Consider the following 14,797-nt stretch of genomic DNA (forward strand, 5'->3'; position numbering starts at 1 on the left):
AGGGACACCATGGAACTCCAAGCGTCCACCGCCCGTCCCCTGGCGCCCCCCGTCCGCACGCCGTCGCCGCGCGGGCCCGCTGCGCCGTTCCTGCCCATGAGCCGAGCCGAGATGGCGGCCCTGGGATGGGAGTCCTGCGACATCGTGCTGGTGACCGGTGACGCCTACGTGGACCACCCGAGCTTCGGCATGGCCATCATCGGCCGGCTGCTCGAATCGCAGGGCTTCCGGGTCGGCATCATCGCCCAGCCCGACTGGCACTCGGCGGAGCCGTTCAAGGCGCTCGGCAAGCCGAACCTGTTCTTCGGCGTCACCGGCGGCAACCTCGATTCGATGGTGAACCGCTACACGGCGGACCGGCGGTTGCGCCACGACGACGCCTACACGGCCGGCGGCGAGGGCGGCCGGCGCCCGGACCGCTGCACCATCGTCTACACGCAGCGCTGCCGCGAGGCCTTCAAGGACGTCCCGGTCGTGCTCGGCGGCATCGAGGCGTCGCTGCGCCGGATCGCGCACTACGATTACTGGTCCGACAAGGTGCGCCGCTCGATCCTGGCCGACGCCAAGGCGGACCTGCTGATCTACGGCAACGCCGAGCGCGCCGTGGTCGAGGTGGCGAACCGCCTCGCGGCCGGCGAGGCGCCGCACCAGCTCGACGCGATCCGGGGCGTCGCCCTGTTCCGCCGCGTGCCTGCCCACTACACCGAGCTGCCCGCCGACGACCTCGACTCGACGGACGAGGCCGCCACCCGCCGGCCCGGCGAGACCGTGATCCGGCTGCCCGCCTACGACGAGGTCAAGGACGACAAGGAGGCCTACGCCCGCGCCTCGCGCGTGCTGCACCGGGAGGCCAATCCCGGCAACGCGCGCCCCCTCGTCCAGCGCCACGGCGACCGCGACCTGTGGCTCAACCCGCCGCCGATCCCGCTGACCAGCGACGAGATGGACGCGGTCTACGACCTGCCCTACGCCCGCGCCCCGCACCCGTCCTACGGCGACGCGAAGATCCCCGCCTGGGACATGATCAAGTTCTCGGTGACGATCATGCGCGGCTGCTTCGGCGGCTGCACCTTCTGCTCGATCACCGAGCACGAGGGCCGCGTCATCCAGAACCGCTCGGAGGGCTCGATCCTGCGGGAGATCGAGCGGATCCGCGACAAGACCCCGGGCTTCACGGGCGTGATCTCGGATGTCGGCGGGCCGACGGCGAACATGTACCGGATGGCCTGCAAGGACCCGAAGATCGAGGCGGCGTGCCGGCTGCCCTCCTGCGTCTTCCCGGACGTCTGCCCGAACCTGAACACCTCGCACGACGACCTGATCCGGCTCTACCGGAAGGTCCGCGAGGTGAAGGGCGTCAAGAAGGTGATGGTCGCCTCGGGCGTGCGCTACGACCTCGCGGTGAAGAGCCCCGAATACATCAAGGAGCTCGTCACCCACCACGTCGGCGGGCGCCTGAAGATCGCGCCCGAGCACACCGAGCGCGGCCCCCTCGACAAGATGATGAAGCCAGGGATCGGCACCTACGACCGGTTCAAGGAGATGTTCGACGCCGCCGCCAAGGAGGCGGGTAAGAAGTACTACCTGATCCCGTACTTCATCGCGGCGCATCCGGGCACGACCGACGAGGACATGATGCACCTCGCGCTCTGGCTCAAGAAGAACAACTACCGCGCCGACCAAGTCCAGACGTTCCTGCCCTCGCCGATGGCGACCGCAACCGCGATGTACCACACCGAGATCAACACGCTGCGGGGCGTGAAACGCGGCGGCAGCGAGTCGGTCGAGGCGATCAAGGGGCTGCGCCAGCGCCGGCTGCACAAGGCGTTCCTGCGCTACCACGACCCCGAGAACTGGCCCCTGCTGCGCGAGGCGCTGCGGGAGATGGGCCGCGCCGACCTCATCGGGCCGCGGCCGGACCAACTGGTGCCGTTCTCGCAGCCGCCGGGGACCGGCGCCGGTGCGGGCCGGACGGGCGGCCAGCCGCGACCCCGCTACACGGGCGGCGGCCAGCGCTTCACCACGAAGGGCGTGCCGCTGCGCAAGTGACGGTTCGTGACGGGTCCGGCGCGCCGTAACGAATTGATACGCGCCGGCCATATTGCCGCGCGGCCGGCCGGTCAGCCTCACCGGCGATCGACACGGAGGTCGCGATGGCTGTCGCCTGCCCTGTTCTGACGCCCAAAGAGCGCAAGGCGTCCGAGATCCTGGACGCCGCGCAGCGCGCCATGATGGAGACGGTGCAGGCGGCGGTGGCGGAGGCCGCCGCGCGGGTGCGCCAGCAGAACCTCGATGCCGGCCTCGACCTCGCCCCGCCGCCCCGGGCCTATTTCGAGTCCGTGGTGCACCAGCGGATGTACCTGACGCTCTGCGGGGCGGCGGTCGGCACGTTCGCGGGCGGCGACGCCAGGACGGCGATCGGCCTCATCCGGAATCAGCAGCTGATCGCCAACCGCTACTGGGGGGCCGGGATCGCGGTGACGCCGAGGGCGCCGTGACGGCGGCGCCCGAGAGCGCCGCCGGGATCGTCCTAACGCGCGTCGACCGGCTCGCCGGGATCAGCGCCTACCCGTGGACCCTGACGCGGCGCGTCTTCAGCCCGCAGCAGGCCGAGGCCGAGGCGCTCGTCCTCGGCTGGATGGCGGAGGCCGGCCTGTCGGCCCGGCGCGATCCCGCCGGCAACCTCGTCGGCCGGATTGAGGGCGCGGTTCCGGGCGGCCCGGCCGTCGTCGTCGGGGGCCACGTCGACACGCGCGAGGATGCCGGCCGCTACGACGGGACGCTCGGCGTGCTGATCGGCATCGCCGCCGTCGAGCGCCTGATCCGGCACGGACCGCCGCCGCGCCACGCGGTCGAGGTCGTCGCCTTCGTCGCGGACGCGGCCGGCCGGTTCGGTCCCCGGCAGCTCGGCAGCCGGGCCGTGGTCGGGCGGCTCGCCCCGGACGCCCTGGACTGGGACGACGCCTACGGCGTCACCCTGCGTCGCGCCCTGGAGGCGCACGGGCTCGACCCGGCGCGCCTCGCGAGCGCGCGCCGGGCCTCGGACGCGATCCTGGCCTATCTCGAGGTCGCCGCCGAGGCCGGCCCCGTGCTGGAGCGATCGGGAGCGCCGGTCGGGATCGTGCCGGCCCTGTCGGAATCGACGATGCTCCGGGTCACGCTGACAGGCGCCGCCGTCGACGCGGCGGCGAACCCGATGCCGGGCCGGCGGGACGCCCTCGCCGGGGCGGCCGAATGCGTCCTCGCCGCCGAGCGCGTCGGCCTGGCGCGGGAGGGGGTCACCGTGACGGTCATGCGCCTCGACGTCGCGCCGGTGCCGACCTTCGTGGTCGCGGGGTCGGCGACACTGGGCGTCCGCCTCGATTCCGCCGACGACGGCGCGCGGCGCGCGGCCGTGGCGGAACTCGCCGCGGCGCTCGAGGCGGTCGCGGCGCGGCGCCGGCTGGGGATCGCCGTCGAGCGCAGCGTCGATCCCGATGCCACCCGGTGCGATCCCGGTCTGGTCCGCCTGTTCGAGGAGGCCGTCGCGGCCGCGGGACACCGCGCCGTGCGGCTGGCGCAGGGCGTGACCACCGACGCGTCCCACATGGCCTTGCTCGGACCGATCGGCCTCGCGCTGATCCGCTGTCGAGGCGGAGTCGGCTGGGGGGCGGCGGGGACCGTCGACCCGGCCGACGTCGCGGTCGGCCTCGACGTGCTCGCCGGCGTTGTCGGCGCGCTCGCGGGCGGCGCGCCCTCCCCGCGCGAGCCGCGGGACGGGCACCTCAGCCCGCCTTGGCCGGCAGGGTGAAGAGGTCGATGAAGGACCGCGCCAGGTCGGCGGGGCCCGCGACGGCGAGCGTCCCGCCGGCGCCGTCCCGGTCCAGCGGCGCCTTGCCGTAGACCGTGCGGCGCATCGCCATCGTGTCGCCGGTGAAGGCGAGGTCGGGCGCCTCGGCGACGCCTCGCCGCACGCGGATCCCGCCGCCGGCCACCGTCGCGACGAAGTCCTCGCCGGGGAAGTGGAAGGCGACCGTCGCCGACAGCGCCGCCGCCCGCCCGCGGTCGACCAGGGCCTCGAGCGACATCATGGCCGACGCCCCCGACATGAACAGGCTCGGATCGTGCCGCGGCGAGCGGGCGGCCCAGCGGCCCAGGTCGCGCATCAGGGGCGCGGCCTCGCGGCCCCAGTCGGTGAGATCGTAGACCTGCACGTTGGCCGGCGACGGCAGCCGGTACCGCAGGGCGATGCCCGCCGCCCCCAGGCTCTCCAGCCGCTGCGTCAGCACGTTCGCGCTGATCCCCGGGAGGTTCGCCCGGATCTCGCTGAACCGCCGGGGGCCGTAGACCAGTTCGCGCATGATCAGCAGCGACCAGCGCTCGCCGATGAACTCCAGCGCGAGGGCCGTGCCGCAGGCGTCGTCGTACAGGCGCTCGCGAGGCCGGGATGCTAAATCAGTTATTTTTTCTGACTTCATGGTTGCTTTGAGTAACCGAGAATGCGAGCCTGGGCAAAGCGGGGCCGGAGGGGGCGCCGCGCAGCGGCCGCAGAGCCGATTGTCACGGAGGAGCGCCCGATGCCACCCGCCGAGGGGACACCCATCTGGTTCGAGCTGAACGCGTCCGACCCGGACGCCGCGCAGGCCTTCTACGAGGCGGTCGCCGGCTGGCGCGTCGCGCCGTCGCCGATGCCCGAGCACGGCGGCTACCGGATCGCGGAGGCCGACGGGGCGCCCGTGGCCGGGATCCGGCGGCCGATGCCCGAGGCCCCCGGCCTCCCCGGCTGGGCGGTCTACCTCGCGACCTCGGACGTCGACGCCCTGGCTTCCCGCGCGGTCGATCTCGGCGGCGCGGTCCGGTTCGGGCCCGTCGACATCCCCCATGTCGGCCGCTTCGCCATGGTGAGCGACCCGCAGGGCGTGGTCTTCGCCGCGATAAATCCGGCCCGTCCCGGCGCGAGCCGGGCCTTCGGGCCGGTGCCGCTCGTGACGGAGCGGACGCGCGGCCACGGCGTCTGGATCGAGCTCGCCACCCCCGATCCCGCGGCGGCCCTCGCCTTCTACGGGGCGCTGTTCGGCTGGGAGAAGCTCGGTGCCATGCCGATGGGCGACGCGGGCGAGTACGCCTTCATCGGGCGGGGCGACCTGCGCCCCGGCGCGGTGATGTCGAGCGCGGCCACCGGCGCGCCGGCCCGCTGGAACTGGTACATCCACGTCGCCGACATCGACGCCGCGCTCGCGACCGTCCGGGCGGCGGGCGGCGCGGTCCTCCAGGGACCCGACCCGATCCCCGGCGGCAGCTACGCGGCCAACATCGCCGATCCGGCGGGCCACCAGCTCGGCCTCGCCGGCCCGCGGCAAGCCACGTGAGGAGCGTCCGGCCATGACGAGCGACAAGCTGGCGACCTGCCTGTGGTTCGATCGCGGCGAGGCCCGCAAGGCCGCGGACTTCTACGCCGCGACCTTCCCCGACAGCCATGTCGGCGCGCCCATGAACGCCCCCTCGGATTTCCCCGGCGGGTCCGCGGGCGACGAACTCACGGTCGCGTTCACCGTCCTCGGCCGGCCGTTCGTCGGCCTGAATGGCGGCCCGGCCTTCCGGGCCAACCAGGCGGTCAGCTTCATGGTGCTGACCGACGATCAGGCGGAGACCGACCGCTACTGGGACGCCGTCGTGGGCCACGGCGGCGCGGAGAGCGCGTGCGGCTGGTGCACGGACCGCTGGGGCTTCTCCTGGCAGATCACGCCGCGCGCGCTCCTGCACGCCAACAGCCACCCCGACCGGGCTGCGGCCCGGCGCGCGTTCGAGGCCATGATGACCATGCGCAAGATCGACATCGCCCGGATCGAGGCTGCCCTCCGCGGGGACTCCGCCCATGCGTAAGATCACCGGCTCCCTCTTCCAGTCCCTCGACGGCGTGATCCAGGCACCGGGCGGTCCGGAGGAGGATCAGACCGGCTTCGCGCACGGCGGCTGGACCTTCCCGTACTTCGACGCGTCGCTCGCCGGGCCGATGGGCAAGCTGCTCGGCGGCGATTACGAGCTGCTGCTCGGCCGGCGCACCTACGAGATCTTCGCCGCCTACTGGCCGCACAACGCCGAGCAGCCGATCGGCGCGACCTTCAACGCGATCCGCAAGCATGTCGTCACCGGAAGCGACGCCGCGCTCGGCTGGAACAACAGCCGGCGCCTCGCCGGCGACCCCGTCGCGGCGGTCACCCGCCTCAAGGAGAGCGAGGGCCCCGACCTCCTCATCCAGGGCAGCAGCAGGCTCTATCCGGCGCTGCTTCCGGCGGGCCTCATCGACCGGCTCGTCCTGATCACCTTCCCGGTCATGCTCGGCCGCGGCAAGCGCTGGTACGCGGACGACCCGGCGGCGGCCCGCACCTGGATGCTGGTCGAGCAGAGCCACTCGCCGAAGGGCGTCCAAGTCGCGGTGTTGGCGCGGGACGGGGCGGTCCAGACCGGCAGTTTCGCCAGCAAACCACCCAGCGCGGACGAGATCGCGCTCCGCGAGCGCCAGGCGGCGGGTCGCTGGTAGACCGCCGCCTGCGGCAGCGACCGGCCGGCCGTGCGCGCGGCACGGGGTCGTGACCCGTCGGAAGCCGGCAGGTCCCGTGTCAGCCCTCCCCTCCCTTCACCCCTCTTGGCGGCCGCGCCGCGGCCGGGGTAGCCTGCCGCCAGGCCGATGCGGCCTGCCGCTCGCCCCGGAACCGGGATGGTGAAAGCATCGCGGACGACCACCCCCACCGCGTCCCTGACCGGCGCCGGGTCGGCAATGCGGGCACCGACGGACCGACGCCGGCCCGGGGAGAGGACCATGACGACCGTCGATCAGGCCAAGACCATGGCCAAGCGGCTGCGCGCCGCGCTGGCAGCCCGCGACCTCGCCGTCCCGCACGCGGCCGCCCTCGAACTCGTCGCCGCCGGGCTGGGCTACGACGACTGGAACACCGCCTGCGCCGTCCTGGACCGGGACGCGGATGACGGCCCCCGTTTCCTGGAAGCGGTGCCGGTTCTGCGCATCTTCGACGAGGCCAAGGCGCGCGCGTTCTACTGCGGCTTTCTCGGCTTCACGCCCGGGTTCGAGCACCGGTTCGAGCCGGGTCTGCCGCTCTACATGGAGGTCGCCCGCGCGGGTTTGCGGTTGCACCTGACCGAGCACCACGGCGACGCCACCCCGGGCTCGACCGTGTTCGTGCCGATGCGCGGCATCCGGGCCTATCACCGGGCGCTCACCGAACAGCGCTACGGCTATGCCCGGCCCGGCATCGAGCAGGCGCCCTGGGGCGAGGTGCTGGAGGTGGCGGATCCGTTCGGGAACCGGTTGCGATTCTGCGAGCGCCGAACCGGGTGACCGGTCGGGCGGGCGGTCCGATCCGCCGCCGACCCAGCATCTGGACTCGATCGGCACCTGACGGCGACGACGGCGTTCAGAGCGACGCCCGAGGCGTGGTGTTGCCCTCGATCGCGAAGGCGGCCTGTGGGGAAAGGCCGATCCCGGGCGCATCCCCATCGCCGGCCGGGTCCCGATGCCGCCGGCGTGCTGGGCCCGCCTCCAGTCCGAAAGCGGATCGTAGGTGCCGGCCCGGAGCCCGTGCTGCAGCGCTCTCACCGCGACGGAGCCGCACGCTCGTATGGGTGCTCCCATAACGACCTTGACGTGGGTTAATAGGGGCGATCTCAAAAAACTTATTGAACATAGACGCTAGGTCTAATATCTGACAATTTTTAGATCAATATTGAGAGAGCCGGCCACATCGCTTTGGTGCGCGCCTGCCTTTCTGGAATCGATTGAATTGCGTTGGAGGGAGCGATGACTGATTTTTTCAAGCAAATCATTCATGCGCCACAGTTGCTTATTACCTGGACAATGTTTTTCGGGTTCGGACTGGCATTTTATGTAGCTTATATTGCAAAGAATCGCGCGAAATTCTCACTCCGTGGACTTGCGAAGCACTGCGTGCCGTTCAATGTCCTCACGGAAAAAAGCTTCCACGCAGATGTAAAAATATACATCATTGGAAAATTGACAGGCAGTTTCATCGTGATACCTGCCATATTTCTCACTGCTGTTTGCTGCAATGCATATAGTTCTCTCGCGCATCTAATTTTCCCGGATTTCAAGAACCTCGAGTTTAGTATTTTTTATGCCAGTATTTGCACGATCGTCGTGTTCGTTGTCGTAGAATTCTCGGATTTTATCTGCCATTATGTTGAGCATAAAGTGCCGTTCCTGTGGGAGCTTCATAAAGTCCATCATTCGGCGCAAACTCTGAACCCTCTGACATCGAAGCGAGGCCATCCCGTGGGGATGGCGCTCGAAGCCATCGTTCGAGGGCTTCTGACTGCCGTGCCCGGTGGCTTGTTCATGTTCCTGTTCGGTCTCAGCGTCGTTGAGGCAACGTCACTATCTTGGGTCGCATCGAAAGTTTTTATTCTTCTCACTCTCGATCCGCTGAAGCATTCGCATCTTCCGATAAGCTTGGGGTTCTTCGATAAATTCCTGATCAGCCCGCATATGCACCAGATACATCACAGCAAGGTGCAGGCGCATTGGGACAAAAATTTCGGTACAAATTTGTCTATATTCGATTGGATGTTCGGGACTGCCTACAGACCGAGTCGGAACGAGATGCCGGTATTCGGCATCTCTGGCCTCAAAGACGAAACGTTGATGAAATACAACTCTCTGTACGGGTCCTATGTCGCGCCTCTGACCAGGAGCTACAGAAAGATCCGGAAAATGTTCAATCATGAAACAGGCTCAACCGAGCGATCGGCATCCTAGCTGGGGGCTCATTCAGGCCCATGCGATGACACGGGAGACGAGCGCGACGGCGGCGAGATGATCATGGGTCAAGCGATCGTGGTGGGTCGTGACGGGCCGCCAGTTTCTGAAGTGTCCGCAAAGGCGCGCGACTCGATTGCGCCGCCGGTCGGGGATCCGGCTGTGCTTGTAGGGCGCCGTCCGCGTGGCCGTGGACGGGATGGTGGCGATCAGTTCGGTGGCTCTTGAGCCAATCCCCCAGGCTCTGCGCGTCGCAGGCTCTGTCGGCCGTCAGAGCCCGCGATGAGCCACCTGTTGTAGCGGTTGTGGATCGTCGTGTGGGTGCCGTGGGCGGAGGGCGGGTCCTGCCAGCGGCAGCCGACCTTCGGGACGTGCCGGATGCCGCTGATCACCCGCCTGTCGTCGATCCGAGGTTTGCCCGGTTGGCCATGCGGCAGAAGCGGCTCGATCCGCGCTCAGGCGTCGTCCGAGAGCTGGAACAACCGCGCCATCGCGATCCTCTCGCGCGGAGAACTCCACAATCAGGAAGAGGACGCGAGCGGACGCAGATCGTTGTATGAGTGCCCGAACCAGGGGAGGAGGGCCGCGATGGGCGTCGATATCGCGCGCGTGAAGGCGCTCATCGCGAAGTTGGAGGCTGTGACCTCCGCCCCCCACTTCCACAGGACGGCCTTCCGGACGCCGCGCAAGACCTTGGCGACGCTGGACGAGGTGGGCCACGACATCAACCTGATGTTCGACCCGGACCTGCGCGACTTCTTCTGCGAGCAGGTGCCGGCGGCTTTCAGCCCCGTTCCGGGCGGCTGGGGGCGGATGGGCGCGACGCGGTGCGACCTCGCGATCGTCGACGAGGCGACCCTGATGTCGGCCCTGACGGCGGCCCACCGGCTCGCCGCGCCGAAGCCGCGCACGCCCCGCCGACCGTGACGGTCCCGACCCCCAAGGTCGGGCCGGGATCCGTCCGCCGGCCAGACCTCATGCCGGGATCCGTCCGTCGGGCGTGTAGCGGTCGACGGCCCGGGGGAGCTCGCGGGACAGCCGGGAGAGCAGCTCATCGCGGGACAGTCCCGTCCGCTGGGTGAGAGCCGTTAGGACGTCGGGTCCGATCGCCTGTTCCAGGTGGTGCGGCGCGATTTCCTGGTTCGGTCCCGTCTTGACCCAGGACTGGGCGGCCGTCCCGTGACCGGCCTGCTGGAAGCGGTCCAGCATCTCGCCGAGGCCGCTGTGCAGGAACCCGCCGGGAGCCTCGCCGCGCCTGTCGCCCAGCAGGCCGCCGAGGAGACCGCCCAGGCCGGCACTGGAGCCGCTGTTGGAGGCGCTGTTGGAGCCGTCGGCCGGGCCGCCGGGCCCCGCCGGCGCGGTCTGACCGGCGCCGCCCAACAGTTCCGCGAGCTTGTCGCGGTTCTGGTAGCCTGCCAGGGCGAGGAGGCCCAGGAGCGCCGTCATCGAAGGGTAGCCATCACTCATGGTTTGTCTCCCGCTGCGGGCAGCGGGCCCGCGCCCGTTCGCCACGCGACGCCAACCAACGCGCACGGACCCGGTTGCGATGCGGGCGGCCCCGCCGAGGCCGGCGCGGCCGCATCGCGAACCGCTCTAGCCCGCCGCGGCACCGACGGGGTTGTCGACGCCGATCGGGTAGGTGCCGTGCCCCGCCCGCACGCGGCCGTCCTCGAAGACGAGCACCTCGCTGACGCTCACACCCTTCTGATTGCGATACTGGATCACCAGCGTGTCGATGCCCGCGAAGACCTGCTCCACCGCGAAGTGGAGGTCCGGGATCCGCCGCAGGGCCTCCGTCCAGTAGGCGCGCAGCGCATCCTTGCCCCGCACCGTTCCGCCCGAAGCGGGAACGATCCGCGCGGCGCCCGGCGAGGTGAACACGGCGTCGTCGTGGAAATGGGCCAGCACCCGCTCGACATCGTGCGCGTTCCAGGCGGCGCACCACGCATCGGCGAACGCGTTCCAGTCCAACGGGCGCGGCATCCCGGAGATCCCCTTACAAGTGCCGGACTCGGGCACAGCGGCACCGCGTGACGGGCCGACGGGAGGCTACCGCACGCTCGCGGCGATGGGCAGGCCGGCGGGCCAGGTCCCAAGATAGGGCCGGCCGAGGAGCTGCATGCCCTCGGCGCCGGCGAACCCGGCCGGAGGTCGGCTCAGCGCCACCCGAGCGCGGGGGCCACGTGCGAGAGCAGGCTCTCGATGAGGTGGGCGTTGTAGGCGACGCCCAGCTGGTTCGGGACCGTCAGCAGCAGGGTGTCGGCCTCCGCGATCGCCGCGTCGGCGCGCAGCTCATCGACCAGCCGGTCCGGCTCCGCGGCGTAGGAGCGGCCGAACACCGCGCGCATGTTGTCGATGATGCCGACCTGGTCGCTGCTCGTGCCGCGCCCGAAATAGGCGCGGTCGAGGTCGCTCACGAGCGCGAAGATCGAGCGCGAGACCGAGACCCGCGGCGTGCGGGCGTGCCCCGCATCCTGCCACGCCTGCCGGTAGCGGCGGATCTGCCTGGCCTGCTGGACGTGGAACGGCTCGCCGGTCTCGTCCGCCTTCAGGGTCGAGCTCTGCAGGTTCATGCCTTGCTGCGCCGCCCAGATCGCGGTCGCGTCGGAGGCCGATCCCCACCAGATGCGGTCCCGCAACCCCTCGGAATGCGGCTCCAGGCGCAGGAGTCCCGGCGGGTTGGCGAACATCGGCCGCGGGTTGGGCTCGGCGAACCCCGTTCCCTTCAGGAGGTCGAGGAAGACCTCGGTGTGCCGGCGCCCCATATCGGCGTCCGTCTCGCCCTCGGCCGGGGCGAAGCCGAAGTGCCGCCAGCCGTCGATGACCTGCTCGGGCGAGCCGCGGCTGAGCCCGAGCTGCAGGCGTCCGCCCGCGATGAGGTCCGCCGCGCCGGCATTCTCGACCATGGAGAACGGGTTCTCGTAGCGCATGTCGATGACGCCGGTGCCGATCTCGATGCGCTTCGTCCGGGCGCCGACTGCCGCCAGCAGCGGGAAGGGCGAGGCGAGCTGGCGCGCGAAATGGTGGACCCGGAAATAGGCGCCGTCCGCCCCGAGCTCCTCCGCGGCGACCGCGAGGTCGATCGACTGGAGGAGTGTGTCGGCCGCACTGCGCGTCGCCGACCCGCCGGTCGGCGACCAGTGCCCGAAGGACAGGAACCCGATCGTCTTCATTTGCAGAACCTCCGCCCGCCTGCCGGGACCGGCGATAGCCGCCGGAATCCGGCCGGGCAACGATCCCGCGCCGCGGTGCTGACCCGCGCGGCTGGCCGCGCGCCCGGCGATCCGGCAGACTCGGTCCCGGTGACCGGGCTCGGTGACCGGTCCCGGTGATCCGGCGGGCCGGCACGAAAGTGGCAGGGGCACCGGCGGGCCCGTCCTGGGGACCGGCGCTCGGGGAGGCGTAGCGATGGATCGCGTGTCCGCCATCACGGCCGCCGTGCGCGCGCAGCGCGCCCGGGTCGAGGCCCTGTTCGCGGAGCTGGCCCGGTGCGGCCGGACGGAGCCCGGGTTTACCCGGCCCTCCTACAGCCCGGAGGAGACCGCGGCGCACGCGGCGGTGGCGCGCTGCGCCTCCGATCTCGGCCTCGCGATCGCCCGGGACGCCGCCGCCAACACCGCCATGACGCTGCCGGGGCGGGACCGAACCCTGCCTCCGATCCTGATCGGCTCCCACCTCGACACCGTGGCCCAGGGCGGCAACTTCGACGGTGCCGCCGGCGTGGTGGCCGGGCTCGCCGCCGTCGCGGCCATCCGCCAACTCGGCCTGGAGCCGGAGCGGGACATCTCCGTCCTGGGCATCCGCGCCGAGGAGAGCGTCTGGTTCCAGGTCTCGTATATCGGGAGCCGCGCGGCGCTCGGAGCCCTGCCGGACGGGGCGCTCGACGCGGCCCGGATCGACACGGGCCTCAGCCTCGCCGACCACATCGCCCGGGAGGGTGGCGACCCGGACGCGCTCGCCCGCGGCCCGGCGGCCTTCGACGCAGCCGCGATCCACGCTTTCCTGGAGGTGCATATCGAGCAGGCGCCGAGCCTCGAGGAGGCCGGGATCCCGGTCGGGCTTTGCACCGGGATCCCCGGCAACGTCCGCTATCCCGACGTCCGCATCGCCGGCCGCTACGACCATGTCGGGACGCCGCGCCGCTTCCGGCGCGACGCGGCCATGGCCGGGGCCGAGATCGCCCTGGCGCTGGACCGGGTCTGGGCGGAGCGCGAGGCGGCCGGGTGCGCGATGGCCGTCACCTTCGGCCGGTTCCACACCGACGCCGCGGCGCACGGCCTGACCACGGTCCCGGGCGAGTTCCGGTTCAGCCTCGACATGCGGGCCTACGCGGCCGCGGTGCTGGCGGAACTGGAGGCGGCGTTCCTGGCAGCGGTGGCGGAGGTGTCCGACCGCCGCGGCGTGACGGTGACGCTGGGTCCGCGCGCCGAGGCGGGCGTCGGCGCCGTCGCGCCGCGGATCCGTGACGGGTTCGCGGCGGCCGCGGACGCCCTCGGCATCGCGACGCGGCCCCTCGGCAGCCCGGCCTCCCACGACGCCGCCGCCTTCGCGAAGGCCGGCGTGCCGATGGCGATGCTGCTCGTGCGCAACGCCAACGGCAGCCACAATCCCCGCGAGGCCATGGTGATCGACGACCTGCTCGACGCCGTGGCGATCCTCACCGCGTGGCTCGTGGCGGAGACCTGCGGCGGCTGACGGGCGCCCGGTCAGGCGGCGAAGCGCGCGAGGCGGCCGACGGGTTCGCCCAGCACCGCGTCGTCGCGCATGACGGGGATCCCGCGCACGATCGTGGCGACCGGCCAGCCGGTGACCGTCAGTCCCGCGAACGGCGTCCAGCCGCAGGGCGAGACGATCCAGGAATCCTCGATCCTGCGGCGGGCCTTCAGGTCCACCAGGGTGAAGTCCGCGTCGTAGCCGGCCGCGATGCGGCCCTTGCCGAGGAGCCCGTAGACGCGGGCCGGCCCGGCCGCCATCAGGTCGACGAGGCGGGCGAGGGACAATCGCCCCGCAACGACGTGGTCGAGCATCACCGGCACCAGGGTCTGGACCCCGGTGAGGCCGGCCGGGCAGTCCGGCCAGGGCTGCGCCTTGGCCGCCCGCGCGTGGGGCGCGTGGTCGCTGCCGACCGTGTCGACGGTGCCGTCGTGCAGGGCCGCCCAGGCGGCCGTCCGGTGGCGCGCATCGCGGATCGGCGGGTTCATCACGCCGAGGCCGCCGAGCGTGTCGTAGCACTCGGGTGCCACCTGGGTGAGATGGTTGACCAGCACTTCGACGGTGGCGAGGTCGCGGAAGTCGCGCAGGTAGGCGAGTTCCTCGGCGGTCGAGACGTGCAGGATGTGGGTCGCCCGGCCGGTCCTGCGGGCGAGGGCCATGAGGCGCCGCGTGCCCAGGAAGGCGCATTCCGCGTCGCGCCACTCCATGTGAGTCCGGTAGGGCTGGCCCCGGCTGAACAGCGGCCTGCGCGCCTGGAGCCGGTACTCGTCCTCGCTGTGGAAGGCCATGCGCCGGTGGCCGGCGCGCATCGCCCGCTCGAGATGCGCGTCGTCCTCGATCATCAGCGCCGCCGTGGAGCTGCCGGCGAAGACTTTGACGGCGCAGACCCCCGCCTCGCGCTCCAGGGCGGCGAGCGCGTCGATGTTGGTCTTGGTGCCGGCCACGTAGAGGCCGATGTCGCACCAGCTGCGGCCCGCGACGTAGTCGCGCTTCCAGGCGAGGCGCCCGGCGTCGGCGATCGGCGGGACGGTGTTGGGCATGTCAAAAAGGGTTGCGATGCCGCCGAGGATCGCGGCCCGCGTGCCGGTCTCGATCGTTTCCACCGCCGGGTCGCCGGGATCGCGCAGGTGAACGTGACTGTCGATCAGGCCGGGCAGGACGTGCAGGCCCGCGGCGTCGATCACCGCCTCCGCCGTCGCTCCAGCCGGGACCCCGAGGGCCGCGATGCGCCCGTCGCGGATCCCGACATCCGCCGTCTCGGTGCCCCACGGCGTCACGCAGGTACCGCCGCGGATCAGGAGGTCGTACTGCATC

At 71.2% G+C, this 14,797-nt stretch carries 15 protein-coding genes and 1 pseudogene; 10 read left to right on the forward strand and 6 right to left on the reverse strand.

What is annotated here, in order from left to right; all coding sequences use genetic code 11:
- The first annotated feature begins 9 nt into the window (after positions 1–9).
- The 3 genes from ACX9MN_RS32890 (at position 10) to ACX9MN_RS32900 (ending at position 3,790) form a co-directional block, all read left to right on the forward strand.
- A complete protein-coding gene (locus ACX9MN_RS32890) occupies positions 10–2,049 on the forward strand; it encodes a YgiQ family radical SAM protein (protein WP_100251719.1) in 2,040 nt (679 codons plus the stop codon).
- Positions 2,050–2,153: 104 nt separating this feature from the next.
- A complete protein-coding gene (locus ACX9MN_RS32895) occupies positions 2,154–2,498 on the forward strand; it encodes a hypothetical protein (RefSeq protein WP_489726487.1) in 345 nt (114 codons plus the stop codon).
- Positions 2,495–3,790, forward strand: a complete 1,296-nt coding sequence (locus tag ACX9MN_RS32900; RefSeq protein ID WP_489726488.1) for a hydantoinase/carbamoylase family amidase — start codon at positions 2,495–2,497, stop codon at positions 3,788–3,790. The genes ACX9MN_RS32895 and ACX9MN_RS32900 overlap by 4 nt, the downstream gene beginning before the upstream one ends.
- Here ACX9MN_RS32900 and ACX9MN_RS32905 read toward each other — a convergent pair.
- Complete coding sequence (locus ACX9MN_RS32905; RefSeq protein WP_489726489.1) at positions 3,765–4,457, reverse strand: winged helix-turn-helix transcriptional regulator; 693 nt, start codon at positions 4,455–4,457, stop codon at positions 3,765–3,767. The two genes, ACX9MN_RS32900 and ACX9MN_RS32905, sit on opposite strands and share 26 nt — an antisense overlap.
- A gap of 99 nt (positions 4,458–4,556) precedes the next feature.
- Between ACX9MN_RS32905 and ACX9MN_RS32910 the strand changes: the two genes are divergently transcribed.
- From ACX9MN_RS32910 to ACX9MN_RS32930, 5 genes are all read left to right on the forward strand, one after another.
- Positions 4,557–5,348, forward strand: a complete 792-nt coding sequence (locus tag ACX9MN_RS32910; RefSeq protein WP_489726490.1) for a VOC family protein — start codon at positions 4,557–4,559, stop codon at positions 5,346–5,348.
- Between the two features lie 13 nt (positions 5,349–5,361).
- The gene (locus tag ACX9MN_RS32915; protein ID WP_489726491.1) at positions 5,362–5,862 is read left to right on the forward strand and encodes a VOC family protein; all 501 of its coding nucleotides are present in this window, start codon (positions 5,362–5,364) and stop codon (positions 5,860–5,862) included.
- On the forward strand, positions 5,855–6,520 hold the full coding sequence (locus tag ACX9MN_RS32920; protein WP_489726492.1) for a dihydrofolate reductase family protein: 666 nt from the start codon (positions 5,855–5,857) through the stop codon (positions 6,518–6,520). The genes ACX9MN_RS32915 and ACX9MN_RS32920 overlap by 8 nt, the downstream gene beginning before the upstream one ends.
- Before the next feature lie 279 nt (positions 6,521–6,799).
- Positions 6,800–7,336 carry a glyoxalase superfamily protein gene (locus ACX9MN_RS32925; protein ID WP_489726493.1) on the forward strand — a complete coding sequence of 179 codons (537 nt, stop codon included), beginning with the start codon at positions 6,800–6,802 and terminating at the stop codon, positions 7,334–7,336.
- Between the two features lie 459 nt (positions 7,337–7,795).
- Positions 7,796–8,770, forward strand: coding sequence for a sterol desaturase family protein (locus ACX9MN_RS32930; protein ID WP_489726494.1), 975 nt, complete (start codon positions 7,796–7,798; stop codon positions 8,768–8,770).
- Positions 8,771–9,057: 287 nt separating this feature from the next.
- Here the strand turns inward: ACX9MN_RS32930 and ACX9MN_RS32935 are convergent.
- Positions 9,058–9,219: pseudogene (locus ACX9MN_RS32935) on the reverse strand (transposase); the annotation flags it as partial.
- Between ACX9MN_RS32935 and ACX9MN_RS32940 the strand changes: the two are divergent.
- A complete protein-coding gene (locus tag ACX9MN_RS32940; RefSeq protein ID WP_489726495.1) occupies positions 9,149–9,697 on the forward strand; it encodes an MmcQ/YjbR family DNA-binding protein in 549 nt (182 codons plus the stop codon). The pseudogene ACX9MN_RS32935 and the gene ACX9MN_RS32940 overlap by 71 nt on opposite strands.
- 48 nt (positions 9,698–9,745) lie before the next feature.
- On the opposite strand, the gene ACX9MN_RS32945 is transcribed toward ACX9MN_RS32940, so the two are convergent.
- The 3 genes from ACX9MN_RS32945 to ACX9MN_RS32955 form a co-directional block, all read right to left on the reverse strand.
- On the reverse strand, positions 9,746–10,237 hold the full coding sequence (locus ACX9MN_RS32945) for a YidB family protein (protein ID WP_489726496.1): 492 nt from the start codon (positions 10,235–10,237) through the stop codon (positions 9,746–9,748).
- A 126-nt stretch (positions 10,238–10,363) separates the two neighbouring features.
- A complete protein-coding gene (locus tag ACX9MN_RS32950; RefSeq protein ID WP_020094500.1) occupies positions 10,364–10,753 on the reverse strand; it encodes a nuclear transport factor 2 family protein in 390 nt (129 codons plus the stop codon).
- Positions 10,754–10,926: 173 nt separating this feature from the next.
- Positions 10,927–11,943 (reverse strand): LLM class flavin-dependent oxidoreductase, encoded by a 1,017-nt coding sequence (locus tag ACX9MN_RS32955; protein ID WP_489726497.1) that lies wholly within the window; start codon positions 11,941–11,943, stop codon positions 10,927–10,929.
- 235 nt (positions 11,944–12,178) lie between these two features.
- Between ACX9MN_RS32955 and ACX9MN_RS32960 the strand changes: the two genes are divergently transcribed.
- Entirely contained in the window at positions 12,179–13,465 is a 1,287-nt protein-coding gene (locus tag ACX9MN_RS32960; RefSeq protein ID WP_056527000.1) for a hydantoinase/carbamoylase family amidase, read from the forward strand.
- A gap of 11 nt (positions 13,466–13,476) precedes the next feature.
- Here the strand turns inward: ACX9MN_RS32960 and ACX9MN_RS32965 are convergent, their stop codons facing one another.
- Complete coding sequence (locus ACX9MN_RS32965) at positions 13,477–14,796, reverse strand: dihydroorotase (RefSeq protein WP_091682413.1); 1,320 nt, start codon at positions 14,794–14,796, stop codon at positions 13,477–13,479.
- Position 14,797 lies beyond the last annotated feature (1 nt).

Source organism: Methylobacterium sp. 1A, assembly GCF_058072805.1.

Coding starts and splice junctions, on each gene's coding strand:
- ACX9MN_RS32890 (WP_100251719.1), top strand. CDS start 10: ATGGAACTCCAAGCGTCCACCGCCCGTCCCCTGGCGCCCCCCGTCCGC.
- ACX9MN_RS32895 (WP_489726487.1), top strand. CDS start 2,154: ATGGCTGTCGCCTGCCCTGTTCTGACGCCCAAAGAGCGCAAGGCGTCC.
- ACX9MN_RS32905 (WP_489726489.1), bottom strand. CDS start 4,457: ATGAAGTCAGAAAAAATAACTGATTTAGCATCCCGGCCTCGCGAGCGC.
- ACX9MN_RS32910 (WP_489726490.1), top strand. CDS start 4,557: ATGCCACCCGCCGAGGGGACACCCATCTGGTTCGAGCTGAACGCGTCC.
- ACX9MN_RS32915 (WP_489726491.1), top strand. CDS start 5,362: ATGACGAGCGACAAGCTGGCGACCTGCCTGTGGTTCGATCGCGGCGAG.
- ACX9MN_RS32920 (WP_489726492.1), top strand. CDS start 5,855: ATGCGTAAGATCACCGGCTCCCTCTTCCAGTCCCTCGACGGCGTGATC.
- ACX9MN_RS32925 (WP_489726493.1), top strand. CDS start 6,800: ATGACGACCGTCGATCAGGCCAAGACCATGGCCAAGCGGCTGCGCGCC.
- ACX9MN_RS32930 (WP_489726494.1), top strand. CDS start 7,796: ATGACTGATTTTTTCAAGCAAATCATTCATGCGCCACAGTTGCTTATT.
- ACX9MN_RS32940 (WP_489726495.1), top strand. CDS start 9,149: ATGCCGCTGATCACCCGCCTGTCGTCGATCCGAGGTTTGCCCGGTTGG.
- ACX9MN_RS32945 (WP_489726496.1), bottom strand. CDS start 10,237: ATGAGTGATGGCTACCCTTCGATGACGGCGCTCCTGGGCCTCCTCGCC.
- ACX9MN_RS32950 (WP_020094500.1), bottom strand. CDS start 10,753: ATGCCGCGCCCGTTGGACTGGAACGCGTTCGCCGATGCGTGGTGCGCC.
- ACX9MN_RS32955 (WP_489726497.1), bottom strand. CDS start 11,943: ATGAAGACGATCGGGTTCCTGTCCTTCGGGCACTGGTCGCCGACCGGC.
- ACX9MN_RS32960 (WP_056527000.1), top strand. CDS start 12,179: ATGGATCGCGTGTCCGCCATCACGGCCGCCGTGCGCGCGCAGCGCGCC.
- ACX9MN_RS32965 (WP_091682413.1), bottom strand. CDS start 14,796: ATGCAGTACGACCTCCTGATCCGCGGCGGTACCTGCGTGACGCCGTGG.